The organism is Flavobacterium sp. 2755 (genome assembly GCF_031455715.1).
Lineage (GTDB): Bacteria > Bacteroidota > Bacteroidia > Flavobacteriales > Flavobacteriaceae > Flavobacterium.
This window is the reverse complement of record NZ_JAVDTG010000002.1, coordinates 1-16,333: the sequence shown is the minus strand read 5'-3', so window position 1 is coordinate 16,333 and position 16,333 is coordinate 1. Positions and strand designations below refer to the sequence as shown.

The 16,333-nt window shown below is 37.2% G+C and carries 1 protein-coding gene; it reads left to right on the top strand.

Translation table 11 applies throughout. The annotated features are described in order from the left end of the window. Positions 1-25: 25 nt before the first annotated feature. Positions 26-16,333, top strand: a 16,308-nt coding sequence (locus J2Y38_RS03830) for a hypothetical protein (protein WP_309839737.1), incomplete at its 3' end; no start/stop codon positions are given.

Genomic DNA, 16,333 nt, shown 5'->3' with positions numbered 1-16,333 from the left:
ACAGTTAAACTGAAACCATAGTAACATGAAGAAACCTACTACTTTAAAATTAGTTTTAACTGTATTATTTTTTATACAGAGTTTTATTATGTTCTCTCAAAAGGATTTCACCTCTCGCTTTGACCAGAGTTTAAAAGGTGATATGCTCTTGATAGGTAATAATATTTTGAATAGAGATAACAATAAGAATGGTGAGCGGCCGAACAATGCGTTCAATGCGACGAACCAGAACAATAACGACCTTACTATGCAATATATTGATATTGATAGTGACAATACTACGTTTAGTTCGAGTTCGGCAAATTTAACTGTTCCGCAATCTAGTAGAGAATGTTATAAAATAGTATATGCAGGTCTTTATTGGGCTGGTATTTACAGTAAAGGTACTGTTGACAATGGTACTGTAAATCGTGCTAATCTTGGTTCAATTAAGATTAAACTTCCAAATCAAACAGCTTATACGAATATTTCAGGATCATTAATTTATGATTACTATCCAACGACGTCAAATGGTGATCAGATGCCTTATGCATACTATTATGATCTAACAACGATGGTACAAGGATTAGCAAATCCTGAAGGAACGTATACAGTTGCTAATATTATTTCTGGAAGAGGTGGAATCAATGGAGGTTTTTCTGCAGGTTGGAATTTATTTGTGGTTTATGAAGATCCAAAATCATCTGCAAAATATATCACTTCTTTCGATGGTCTTCGTTGGATACAAGCATCTAGTGGACCAGTAACTTATGACTTAACAGGTTTTAAAACAATTCCAACAGGAGTTGTAAAAGCAAAACTGGCTTTTGCTGCTTTAGAGGGAGACGTTAACCTTACAGGGGATAAATACTCTATCAATAATACTGATATTTTTACTACTGAACGTAATGTAAATAACTTCTTTAATAGTACGTTTAATGACGTTAATGGTCCTTATACAGATCGAACACCGAGTAGTGGTAATACGCTGGGATTTGAAGCCGGGATTATAAATCTTAATAATGCCGCAAATGCAATTATAAAAAACAACGATACTTCGGCACAATTAAAACTTAGTACGGGGGGAGATGGTTATGGACTCTTCTTCAATGCTTTTAACGTCGAGATTATTGAGCCAAAAATTGTTTTAACTAAAATTGTAAAAAATAATTTAGGAGCAAATATTGGTGGGCAAAATGTTACTTTAGGCCAGCAGTTAAATTATGAAATAGGATTTAAAAATACGGGTAATGATAATGCTACTGAGTTTACGATTAGAGATCAGTTGCCTATTAATATTATTTTTAATTATCCTGCAGATATTGTTTCGTTACCAACAGGTGTAACGGTACAAAGTTATAATGCAGCGACGAGAAATATCGTTTTTACAGTAAACAGTAACATTGTTAAAGTTGGTGATCCAGAAAAGATTATCAGTTTTAAAGTTAGAGTTGTTCCTGATTGTCAAAGTTTAAGTGAGGCTTGTTCTAATAGTATTGACAACTCTGCTTATGCTACATACAAAGGACAACAAAATACATCGTTTACAATTTCTGATGACCCAAGTGTTAACACCAATACGGGATGTATTTTAGTTCCAAAAGCGACAAACTTTTTAGTTGGAGTTGATGGTTGTAAATACACCACGAATGTTACGCTTTGTGGAGCAAATATTAATTTAACAGCTGCTAACGGTTATACAGATTATACTTGGTATAGCGATGAAGCAAGAACTATTGAAATAGGAAAAGGACAAGTATTTAATGTAAAAGATCCTGGAACTTATTATGTTTACAATCTTGCTGCTGCACCTTGTAGATCAATCTATCAGTCATTTGTTGTAACAAGATTTGGAACAACAGTAGAAAATCCGGTAATACCATTTGCAGATCAGGTAGTAACTTGTGCTAATGATGGAAAAAAATTACCAAATATTTTCTTGTGTGGTTCAAATGCTGTCAGACAAATTACTACAAGTATTTCTGATGCAACAAGTATTGTTTGGGAAAAGTTAGATACAGCAAGCTGTCCAGCAGTTACAAACCAGAATTGTGCGAACCAAAATGAGGCCTGTGCTTGGACTAGTGTAGGCTCAGGACCAAATTACACAGCAAATCAGGCAGGACAATTTCGAGTAACATTAAATTATGCGGGAGGATGTTTCAACCGTTTCTACTTTAATGTTTATACGAATTTGTTAACTCCAACAGAAACTCATAAAGATATTATTTGTGGTGTTCCGGGAAGTATTACAATTGGTGGAGTACCTGCAGGATACGAATATGCTATAAGAACGGACCCTAGTGGTGCAGTTGGAGCATACCAAACAAGTAATACTTTCAATATTACAACTCCAAACTCTTATACTGTTTATATCAGACAAATTGGTGTTGCTACTAATCCATGTATTTTTACTGTTCCAGGTATTCTTATTAGAAGCAGAGACTTACAGATTACTACAGCGGTTACACAGCCAACTTGTTATGGAGATAAAGGAAGTATAAAAGTTGGTGCTCTTAATATAGATCCACAATATTATTATTACTTATATAATAATGCTACTAATGCACTTGTAAACAGTGTTGGACCAATTGCAGCTTCAGATTATACTTTTGCTAATTTAAATCCAGGAACTACTTATAGAGTAAGAGTTACAAATGCGCCAATTGGTGGTACACCAGCGCCAACTTGTAATGTGTCAAGTGTTATTGCTATAAATAACATTGCAGCTCCTTTAGTGGCTACTGCAGCTTTGACAACTCCTCTTACCGCTTGTAGCGATGGTAAAATTACATTATCAGGTTCTGGAGGTACAGCACCGTATTTCTTCTTTGTAAATGGATCGACTACTTTCCTTACGTCAAACGAAATTACTTTTACAACAGCTGGAACATATAATATTCGTTTAGTTGATTCTAATAACTGTGAGGCAACAACATCAATTACAGTTACAGGAAATCCTAAGCCAGTTTACAATATAACAAATACAGAAATTAACTGTAACGGCGGTACTGCGCAAATCAATATTAATGTTACAAACGCAAACGGATATACTTTACAATACAGTATTGATAATGGTGCGACATTTAGCAGTACTCCTGTTTTCTCTAATTTAACAGGCGGAACTTACAATGTTGTAGTTAGATATACTTTATCTGGAACTACATGTACTGATCCTGCAACTACTATAACAATTACAGCTCCTGCAAATGCATTAAGTGCTTCTGCAGGTGTTTCTGAATTAGCAGGTTGCGACCCATCAGGTAATGGTTTTGGTAAAGTACGTATTACAAACCCTCAAGGTGGAACTCCTCCTTATACATATAGCTTTAACGGAGGTACAACTTACGGTACTTCAAATGAAGCTTACGTAGCTCCGGGAACTTATACATTATATGTTAGAGATTCAAAAGGCTGTACATTCCCAATGCCTGGTGTAGTTTTAGATCCAAAACCGGCTGATCCTACAATTTCAGTTGGTGCTCCAGTATTTAACTGTAACGGAACTGCAACTAGTACTGTAACAGTAACAAATGGAGGTGGAGCAAATTATAGCTATGAATATTATTTAGATAATGTTTTAAACACAAATACTCCTTCAAATGTTTTTGTAAACGTTCCATCAGGATCTCATACGGTAAGTGTAAAATACAAATTAGTTTCAGTACCAACTTATAGTAATTTATTAATTGAAAATTTTGGGTCTGGAGGAACCACAACAACTCCTGGTATTGCAGCAGCTTATTGTTTCAATGATCAAAGAGTAAACCCGCCATATACATGTTCTTTAAATGGTGTGCCAAGACGCTCTGTTGAAGACAATATGTATTCAGTTACAAGTTTCTTTTGGAGATCTGATACAGCTTGGTATCCTTTTAAAGATCATACAACAAATGGAGCTGATGCAAACGGAAGATATTTATTGGTAAATATTGGTGATGCCGCAGGTGCAGATGGAGTTTTATATAGTAAGCCAATTATAGATGTAATACCAAACCAACCCGTAATGGTTGATTTGTATGTAGGTAATTTATTAAATGTTGGACAGGCTGGTGATCCGCCAAATATAAAAATTGAGTTAGTTGATGGTTCTGGCAATGTTGTGGCTTCAGATTTTACGGGTGAAATAGCAAAAGCAATAAATGATCCTAACAGAACGAAATGGGTTCCTATTAGTATTTCTATGAACCCAGGCAATAATACCAATCTTACGTTTAAAATACGTTCTACATATATTACTTATGGAGGTAATGATATTGTAATTGATGATATCTGGGTACGTCAAATTCCAAAATCATGTATTACTCAAAAAGATTTCCCTATTGTTGTCGACAGTAATAAAGCATTTACTGCTTCTATAACTGGAGTTAAAAATGTTACTTGTAACGGAGGAAATAACGGAGAAATTACATTAGCAGCAGAAAACTTTAATCTTCCATACGGATTCGATTATTCTATGAATAATGGAACTACTTGGGTAAACTCTAAAGTATCTCCTGTAACAGTAACAGGTTTAACAAGCCAAACCTATTCAATTCGAGTTCGTTTCAATAATAGTGCATCGACTTGTACCTTCCCGTTCTCTCAACCTATTACTGCACCAGCAGCATTGGCGGTTACGGCTCAGGTTACGGCTCAGCCAACTTGTACAACAGGTGCTTCAATTACTGCAACGGTAACTGGAGGAACACCGGCTTACCAATATGAATTAAGAAGAAATAACGGAACTACTGTAGTGGTTCCTTTCCAAACTTCGAATATATTTACAAATGTTCCTTCAGGAACATATAGAATAGTGGTTAGAGATGCAAACGCTTGTACTTCTCCAGCTTCAGCTACTGTAAATATTAATAATCCAACAGCTCCAACAGCTTCATTAGCTGCAAGTTCAGATTTATGTTATGATTCTACTAATCAGGCAACACTTGTAGTAACAGCTACAGGAACAGGAACTTTAACATATAGTTTAGACGGTGGGGCTGCACAAACTTCAAATACATTTACGAATGTAGGTCCTGGTGCCCATAATGTTGTTGTAACTGACAGTAATAACTGTACAGCTACAGTTAGCAACATTGTAATTGCACCAGAATTAGAAGGAACTGCAACAATCTCTAAAACTTTAGATTGTACTACATCTCCAAATGCTACTATCACAGTTTCTATTAACGGAGGAACAAGTGCATTTACATACAGAGTTAGAATAGGTTCAGGAACTTTGAGTGGTAGTAATAATGTAACAGGTAATTCATTTGTTTATACAGCAACGACTGCAAATACTTATACTTTCCAAATTACAGACTCAAAAGGTTGTGTTACTACAACTAGTGCAGTTGTAAATCCAATTTCAAACCCAACAGTTACAGCTACGAAAGTAAATGCAACATGTAACGGAGCTTCAACAGGTTCTATTCAATTAGTTGGAGCAGGAGGTTCTGGAGGTTATACTTACAGCTTCAACGGAAGTGCCACATTTATTGCTCAATCAGATTACACAGGATTAGCTGCAGGAACTTATACATTCCAGGTAATGGATAGTAAAGGTTGTAAATCTGCGGTAGGAAATATTACTATTACACAGCCAACAACATTAACAGCTACTGCAAGTGCAACAGCATTTTCATGTAATGCTTCAAATGTGAAACAAGCGGCTACTGTAACAATTGCTGTTCCAACAACTGGTACAGCTCCTTATCAATATAGTTTTGACGGAGGAACAACTTTTACAAGCACACGTACATTATCTGTTACAGATAATGGAATAAACCAAACTATTTCTTATGTAGTTAGTGATGCTCAAGGTTGTAAAACTCCAGTTCAGACAGTTACAATTAACAGATTAAACCCTCCAACAGATTTAGCATTTAGTAACGCTGCAGTTACTTGTACAGCAACTACAACAACAGTTACTGCTACTGCAACAAATGGAGTAGGTACTTTAACTTATGCAATTACATCACCAGCAGCATCTGTAGCAACAAATACTACAGGAGTATTTGCTGGATTAGCAGCGGGAACTTATAACTTTAAAGTTACTGATGCTAACGGATGTTATTATGAAGAGCCATATATTATCAATGCTGTAAGTCCAATTTCAGTTTCTGGTAACAAAACCAGTGATGCTCTTTGTAAAGGAGGCGCAACAGGTTCAGGAACTTTTACAGTTTCTGGTAATGCAACAGTTGGTGCTTATACTTATACAGTAACACCTCCTGCGGCAGCTGCCTCTATAACAAAATCAGGAAATACGTTAACATTAGCAAACGTTGCTGCAGGAACATATTCTGTACAAGTAAGAGATAATGCAACAGGTTGTACAAATACAGCAAGTATTATTATTACTGAGCCTGCAAATGCATTAACATTTACAGCAACATCTACTAATGTAAATTGTAATAATGATAATTCACAAATTACAGTTACTGCCGCAGGTGGTACACCGAATTATACTTACGCTTTCGCGAAAAGCCCATCAACAGTACCATCATCGACTTATGGCAATAGTGCTACCTTAACGGTAGATACTAATTCTGGGGCTGATTTAGTTTGGGATGTTTATGTGAAAGATGCAAATGGCTGTACAACAAAAAATACAGTTACTATTGCTACAGATAATTTACCAAGCGTAACTGCAACAAATAACAACCAATGTACTGGTTCAGGTAATTCATTTACAATTACTGCAACAGGAACAGGATTGAATCCGTTGACATATAGTATTGACGGAACTTCTTTCCAAACGTCAAATATTTTTAGCGTACCTGCAGGAACTTATACAGTAACTGTAAAAGATAGAAACGGATGTACAGCTACAACACCTGCTGCATTAGTTATTTATCCACAGTTAACAGCTGTAGGTTCTGTTACAAAAGAATTAGATTGTACAGTTACTCCAAACGCAACAATTACAGTTACAATTGGCGGAGGAAGAACTCCATTTACATATACAGTTAGAAAAGGTTCAGGTACTCCAAGTGCACCAAGTGCTTCTATTGCCGGACCAACATTTACTTATTCAGTTACTCCTGGAAATGCTGATACTTATACATTTGTAATCACAGATGCTAATGGATGTCAGGCCACAGCAGTAACTACAGTAGACCCAATTTCAAACCCAATAGTTACAGCTGCTCAGACAAACTCAAGCTGTAATGGTGCTGCCGATGGTTCAGTTACTTTAACAGGTGCTGGAGGATCAGGTAATTTTACATATAGTAATAACGCAACAACAGGATTTACTACTAATCCGGTATTTAATGGATTAGCTGCAGGTTCTTACACTTTCTATGTAAAAGACAGTAAAGGTTGTACAGGATCAGTAGCGGTTACAATTACGCAGCCAAGTACTTTAGCAGCAACAGTTGCCGTTGTAGGATTTACATGTAACACTTCAAATGCGAAAGTAGCAGGAACTGTTACTATCAATGTAACTGCAGGAACAGGAACTGCTCCTTATGAATACAGCTTCAACGGAAGCGGATACAGCTCAAATAATGTATTAACTTTAAATGATAACGGAGCTGATCAGCCATATACTTACTCAGTAAGAGATGCAAAAGGCTGTCCGGTAACAGGTTCAGGAACTTTATTGAGACTAAACCCACCAACAGATTTAACTTTTGCTTCTCCAGCGGTTACTTGTACAGCTACAAGTACGACTGTTACTTTAACAGCAGTAAATGGAGTAGGAACTTTACAATACGAAACAATTGCTCCATCAACAGTAATTAGAGCAAAACAAGCATCAAATGCATTCACAAATCTTGCACCTGGATCTTATACTTTCAGAGTTACAGATGCAAATGGATGTTATTATACAGAGCCTTACATTGTAAATCCAGTTACTCCAATTGCAATCACTGGAAATAAAACAAGTGATGTTTTATGTAGAGGAGGTTCAACAGGATCTGGAACTTATACAGTTTCTGGTAATGCTGTAGTAGGTGCTTATACATTTACTTTAACAGCAGGGACTTTAGGATCAGGAACATTAACTAAATCAGGAGATACATTAACGTTATCAAATGTTGCGGCGGGTACTTATACTGTTCAGGTAACAGATACCGCAACAGGATGTACTAATTCTGCAAGTATTGTTATTGGCCAGCCAGCGGCTGCTTTAGCAATTACTACTGCAGTTGCTACAAACGTAAATTGTAATAATGATAATTCACAAATTACAGTTACGGCAACAGGTGGTACACCAAATTATACATACGCTTTCGCGAAAAGCCCATCAACAGTGCCATCATCGACTTATGGCGCTAGTGCTACTTTAACTGTAGATACTAATTCTGGAGCTGATTTAGTTTGGGATGTTTACGTAAAAGACGCAAATGGCTGTATTGCTAAATCAACAGCTACAGTTATTTTGGATGGAATGCCAGCCATTACTAACGTAACGGTTAACAACCAATGTACAGCTTCTGGAAGCGGATTCACTATTACAGCGACTGCTACAGGTTTAGCTCCATTGACATATAGTATTGATGGAACTTCTTTCCAAACTTCAAATACATTTACAGTTGCTGCGGGAACTTACACGGTAAGTGTAAAAGATGTAAATGGCTGTGTTGCTTCAGCTCCGGCTGCGACAGTGGTTTACCCGCAATTAACAGCTGCAGGTACAGTTACAAAAGAACTAGATTGTACAGCTACTCCAAATGCAACAATTACAGTTACAATTGGCGGAGGTAGATCTACATATACTTATACAGTACAAAAAGGTGCTGGTACTCCAAGTGCAGCAAGCGCACCTATTACCGGACCAACATTTACTTATACAGTAACACCTGCAAATGCAGATACGTATACATTTGTAATTACAGATTCTAACAGCTGTACAAGAACTGCAGTTGTTACAGTTGCTCCAATTGCAAATCCAACAGTTACGGCTGTTCAAACAAATGCAAGCTGTAATGGCGCTGCAGATGGTTCAGTTACTTTAACAGGTGCTGGAGGATCAGGTAGTTTCACATACAGTAATAATCCAACAACAGGATTTACAACTAATCCGGTATTTACAGGATTGGCTGCTGGTACTTATACTTTCTATGTAAAAGACAGTAAAAACTGTTCTGGATCTGTAGCAGTTACAATTACCCAGCCTATAACATTAGCAGCAACAGTTGCAATAGTTCCATTTACATGTAACACTTCAAATGCTAAAGTTGCAGGAACAGTTACTATCAATGTTACTGCAGGAACAGGAACTGCTCCTTATGAATATAGCTTCAACGGAAGCGGGTACAGCTCAAATAATGTATTAACATTAAATGATAATGGAGCTAATCAAGCTTATACTTACTCAGTAAGAGATGCAAAAGGTTGTCCGGTAACAGGTAATGGAACTTTATTAAGACTAAACCCTCCAACAGATTTAACTTTTGCTTCGCCAGCTGTTACTTGTACAGCTACGACAACTACTGTTACTTTAACAGCAGTAAATGGAGTTGGAGCTTTACAATATGAAACTATTGCTCCATCAACAGTAATCATTCCTAAACAAACATCTAATGCATTCGCAAGTCTTGCACCTGGATCTTATACTTTCAGAGTTACAGATGCAAACGGATGTTATTATACAGAACCTTACATTGTAAATCCGGTTACTCCAATTGCAATTACAGGAAATAAAACAAGTGATGTTTTATGTAGAGGAGGAAACACAGGATCTGGAGTTTATACAGTTTCAGGAAATGCTGTAGTTGGTGCTTATACATTTACTGTAACTCCAGTTGGAGCATCAGTTACACAATCAGGAAACACATTAATACTATCAAATGCTACGGCTGGTACTTATACTGTCCAGGTAACAGATACAGCAACAGGATGTACTAATTCTACAAGTATTGTTATTGGAGAGCCGGCGGCTGCTTTGGCAATTACTACAGCAGTAGGAACTAATGTTAATTGTAACAACGATAATTCACAAATTACGGTTACTGCTACAGGCGGTACTCCAAATTATACATACGCTTTCGCGAAAAGCCCATCAACAGTTCCAACATCAACTTACGGAAATAGCGCTGTTTTAACAGTAGATACTAATTCTGGAGCTGATTTAGTTTGGGATGTTTACGTAAAAGATGCAAATGGCTGTATTGCTAAATCAACGGCTACAGTTATTTTGGATGCAATGCCAGCAATAACAAACGTAACGGTTAACAACCAATGTACAGCTTCTGGAAGCGGATTCACTATTACAGCGACTGCTACAGGTTTAGCTCCATTAACTTATGGAATTGCCGGTCCAACTGGAGCGTTCCAAACAAGTAATACTTTCTCAGTAGCTGCAGGAACTTATACAGTTTATGTAAAAGATAAAAATGGCTGTATTGCTGCGGCTCCGGCTGCAACAGTGGTTTACCCACAATTAACAGCTGTTGGTACAGTTACAAAAACATTAGATTGTACAGCTACTCCAAACGCAACAATTACAGTTACAATTGGCGGCGGTAGATCTACCTATACTTATACAGTACAAAAAGGTGCAGGTGCACCAAGTGCGGCAAGTGCGCCTATTTCAGGGCCAACATTTACTTACACAGTAACACCTGCAAATGCAGATACTTATACATTTGTAATTACAGATTCTAACAGTTGCACAAGAACTGCAGTTGTTACAGTTGCACCAATTACAAACCCTACAGTTACGGCTGTTCAGGTAAATGCAAGCTGTAATGGAAGTTCAAACGGTTCAGTTACTTTAACAGGTGCTGGAGGATCAGGCGGATTTACATATAGCAACAATGTTGCAGGGCCATTTGCTGCAAATCCGGTATTTACAGGATTAGCTGCAGGTTCTTATACTTTCTACGTAAAAGACAGTAAAAACTGTACAGGATCAGTAGCAGTTACAATTACACAGCCTTTAACATTAGTAGCTACAGTTACTGAAGTTCCATTCTCATGTAACACTTCAAATACTAAAGTTGCAGGAACAGTTACTATTAATGTTACTGCAGGAACAGGAACTGCTCCTTACGAATACAGCTTCAACGGAAGTGGATACAGCTCAAATAATGTTTTAACATTAAATGATAATGGAACTAACCAAGCTTATACTTACTCAGTAAGAGATGCAAAAGGATGTCCGGTAACAGGTAATGGAACATTATTGAGATTAAACTCTCCAACAGACTTAACATTCGCTGCTCCGGCAGTTACTTGTACAGCTACAACAACTACTGTTACTTTAACAGCAACAAATGGTGTTGGAACTTTACAATACGAAACAATTGCACCATCTCCGGTTATCATTCCTAAACAAACATCTAATGCTTTTGCAAATCTTGCACCAGGTACTTATATGTTTAAAGTTACAGATGCTAACGGATGTTATTATACAGAATCATATACAGTTAATCCGGTAACTCCAATTACTGTTACACTTAGTAAACTAAGTGATGTATTATGTAATGGAGGAAATACAGGATCTATAAGATTAAATGTTGCAGGTTTCGGTTCTACATATTCTTATACAGTTAATGGAGGTACAGCAGTAACAGGAGTTAATACTGGAACAGCAACTTTACCAAATTTAACGGCAGGTTCTTATGCGATCGTTGTTACAGATGAAGTAACAGGTTGTACTGCTCCTGCTTCGATTACAATTAATCAACCGGCTGCTGCTTTATCTGCAACTTATGCTGCGGTAAATGCTAACTGTTTCGTTAGTACTTCAGCAGTTACAGTTACTGCAACTGGAGGAACGCCTATATACAGATATTCATTTGTTCAGGATGGTGCTGCGGTAGGAGCTTATTCAAACAATAACAAAGCAAACTTGGACCCAGCTGTAAACTTAAACTGGGACGTTCATGTTATAGATGCAAACGGATGTACATTTAAATTAGATATTACTATCGCTAAAGATGTTGTTCCAACTGTTACAGCTTCTGCAGCGGGTCAATGTTTTGGTGTAGGAAGCTATACTATTACAGCAACTCCTGGAGCTGGATTAGTAGCACCATTGAGCTACAGTATTAATGGAGGAGCTTCATATCAGGCAGGTAACACATTTGTTGTTAATGCTCCTGGAAGTTATACTATCAAAATTAAAGATGGTAACGGATGTACAGCAGATAGTAATGTTGTTTTAGTAAATAATGCATTAACATTAAATGCTGCATTAGACAAAGATATTACATGTTCAGTTCCTACTGATGCACAAATTACTTTGACACCAATAGGTGGAAGTGGACCATTCACTTACACAGCTTCTCCTAACACGGGAACATTTGCTGGAAACGTATTTACGACAAACACAGCGGGATCATATACTTTCACAGTAACTGACTCAAGAAGTTGTACAGCTACATCTTCTGCGGTTATCGTTACGACCCCAGTTAATCCAGATATTACTGGAGTTTCACAAACTCAAAGCATAAACTGTAATGGTGATGCTACTGCAGCAATCGCTATTACAATCGATAATACACAAGGACAAGCTCCATTTGTATATACTGTTTTAAACACAACTACGGGTGTTAATTATGGTTCACAAACTTCAGGCTTAGCTGCAGGTAATTATGTAATTACTGTAACTGACGCAAAAGGTTGTACAGATACGGACAATATTAACATTACACAGCCAACACCAATAGTAGTAATCAGAACTGTTACTCCAATTACATGTGGTGCATTAGGTGTTTCTTTAGGATCTATTACAATTAATTCTGTTTCTGGTGGAACTCCGAATTATACGTACCATGTAACAGGAGTAAACGGATATAACAAACAAATTACAGGTCAAACAGGAGCTACAGCAGTATTTGAAGTTGTTGACTTTGGTTTATACCAAATTATTATTACAGATGCGAATGGCTGTACTAATATCGAGCAAAATATACTCGTTGCTTCTCCGCCAAAAGATTTAGATATTACTGTAACAGCACCACCAGCTGATTGTTCTTCATTGGGTTCAGCAGTTGTAGCTATTGGTGCTGATCCTATGGGTACTATTACAGGTAATGGTCCATTTCACTTTGCTGTTTATACAGGTCCGGGAATGACTTATACTTCTCCAACTACTTTACCATGGTATGATGAAGACGTTTTAGGGGTTCCTGCAGGAACAAACCCAGGAAGTAAAAAAACAACTATACCAAATTTATTACCAGGTGTTAAATATACTTTTATTGTACATGATGCAGGAACAGGTTGTTACTATTATGAAACATCTGAATTCGCTATTCCTACTAGCTCTACTTTAACTGTAACTGGATTAACAACTAACAATGTTACATGTAAAGGAAGTAATAATGGAAATGTTTCATTGACTATACATAGTACATATCCAGCAGCAACACCTATTAGTTATGAGATATTTAATTCTTTCACTATGGTTACTACTGGTGTTACAGGAGCAGGTACAGTACCTGCTAATGGAATACTTACACTTAGCAATATTGGAGCTTTAGGTTTTGGAAATTACGTAGTGGTAATTAAAGAAACTGCAGGTGGAACTAATGCAGGCTGTAGTGTTGCTAGTGATACATTTAACATTACCGAATCAGCTATTGATTTATCACTTACAGCTTCAGTTACTAAAAAGGCAAATTGTAATCCAAACTCTGGTATAATTACAGCTATTGCAAAAGACGGAACAGGTCCATATACGTATCAATTATTATTGTCTACAGATCCTGCACCAACAGCAGTGACTGCGGGATGGGCTGTTGCAAATTCATTTAACAGAAACGCTGGAAGTTATACTGCATATGTAAAAGACGCGTATGGCTGTATTAAATTTGCGAATGTTATATTAAATAAAGATGCTGATCCAACAATCACAGCACCAGCTGAAATTTGTTATGACGGTAATCCATTCACATTTGCAATTTCCGGAACTGTTGATTCAGCTGTTGGTGGTGCTACTTACAGCGTAGACGGAAGTGCTTTCCAAACAAGTCCAAACTTTACATTTAATGCTCCTGGTACTTATACTCTTGTAATTAAAGATGGTAATGGTTGTACAGCAACTACAACTTATGAGGTTAAACCACAGTTACACTTAAATGCTGTATTAACAAAAGAATTAGATTGTACTGCAACTTTCAGTGCTGAAATTACATTGAATGCTACTGGAGGTTACAATACAGCATACACTTATGAGTATTCTCTAAATGGAGGTACATATATATTAATGCCATCAAATGTTCTAACAACTAGTAGTTTAGGAAACTATATATTTAGAGTTAAAGATGCTAAATTACCAGTAGCAACTGCATGTGAGGCTACAGCTGCTTTAACATTAGATCCTATCCCGCCTACGGTATTTACTACTGTTCAAACAGATGTTAGCTGTAATGGTGGTGCAGATGGAACTATTACTGTAAATGTTACTTCTGGAGTTGGTCCTTATCAATACCAATTAGATGGTGGAACTTTCCAAACATCAAATGTATTTACAGGATTAGCTGCAGGTACTGCATATACTATTACGGTAAGAGATGCTAAATCATGTCTTTACCCAAGTACAGCAATCACAATTGCACAACCGCCAGCTCTAACAGCAACTTCGACTCTTACAACAGCATTAACATGTGCTGTTGGAAATGTGCCGACAAAAGCAGTAGTTACGGTAACAGGTGCAGGTGGTACTGGTCCATATTTATATAGTTTCGATAACGGTGTAACTTATACAAGTACTAATACATACGAAGCTTTTGCTGGAATAACATTTGATGTTTTAGTTAAAGATGCTAAAGGATGTCCATTTACGTTAACAAATGGAGTTAATATTCCGGCGTTAAACCCGCCAACAATTACGGCAATTAATGGAACGCCAATTTATTGTCAGCCAGTGGCTAATACGACAAGTACAGTTACAATCACTACTACAAATGGTGTTGGTACTTTAGCTTATGCAATTTTATCACCAGCTAGTGCAACTTCAAACGTTTCAGGTGCAGCTAGTGGAATATTTACATCATTAGCTCCAGATACTTATTTATTTGAAGTAACAGACGCTAATGGATGTAAAGATCAAAAATCATATACTGTTAATCCGGTTACAAACATTACTGTTTCAGGAGAATTAGTAAGTGATGTGGTTTGTAACGGAAATGCAAATGGAGCGATTAAATTCACAGTTGCAAATTACGGCGGTACTTACACAGTAGTATTGACACCTGCTTCAGGTACATTAACACAAACTGGAGATACAGTAACTGTTACAGGATTAGCTCCTGGAACTTATTCTCTTGAAGTTACTGACGTAATTACAGGATGTAAAAACACTGCCTCTGTTGATGTAACTGAACCAGCGGCTTTAACGCTTACTGAAATAAGCAACGTAAATGCAAATTGTAATTCTGGTGCTAAAGTTTCAGTTCTTGCCTCAGGCGGAACACCGGCTTACAGATATGCATTTGTTCAGGTTGGAGTTACTCCACAGGCTTCAGATTACACTAATAGCGCAAGTGCTGTATTGGCTCCGACAACAAACACACAATGGGATGTTTATGTACTGGATGCGAATGGATGTAGAACTCAGATTCCTGTTACAATTGATACAGATCCACTTCCAACAATTAATTCATCAGCTGGATTATATTGCTATACAGGAAGCCCTGTGCCAATTATAATAACCGGAACAGGTGTTGCACCTCTAACATACAGTATTGATAATAATACATATCAGTCTAGTCCTAATTTTGTATTGAATACACCAGGCGACTATACATTCTATATTAAAGATGCTAACGGCTGTATTGTTCCAAGTCCGTACACATTAAACCCACAATTATTATTAGATGCTGCTTTAACACAAGATTTAACTTGTGCAGGATCAGCGATTATCACATTAACGGCAACTCAGGGAACAGGTACTTACGCAGGATTCGAAGTTGACTTTAATGCAGGAGGATACTTCCCTGCAACATCACCTTATACTGCTACTGCAGCTGGAACTTATACTTTCAGAGTAACAGACAGTCAGGGATGTCAGGCAATATCTATTCCGGTAGTAGTAACGCCAACAACAACTCCAACAGCAACATTAGCACAAATAAATGTAAGCTGTGTAGGAGGAAATGACGGAAGTATTACTGTTACTGCTGCAAATGGAATTGCTCCATATCAGTACAGTATCAACGGAGGAGCTTTCCAAGCTTCAAACATATTCACAGGATTAGCAGCGGCAACTTATAACATTGTTGTTCGTGATGCTAAGCAATGTTCTTCAGTAAGCGTACAAGCTACTATTACTCAGCCTACAGCTCTTGCTGCAACAGCTGTGTTAACGCAGGGACTAACTTGTGGAACAGGTAATGCTACTCAGCCAGCAGTTGTTACAATCAACGTAACTGCGGGAACAGGAACAGCACCTTACCAATACAGCTTCAAT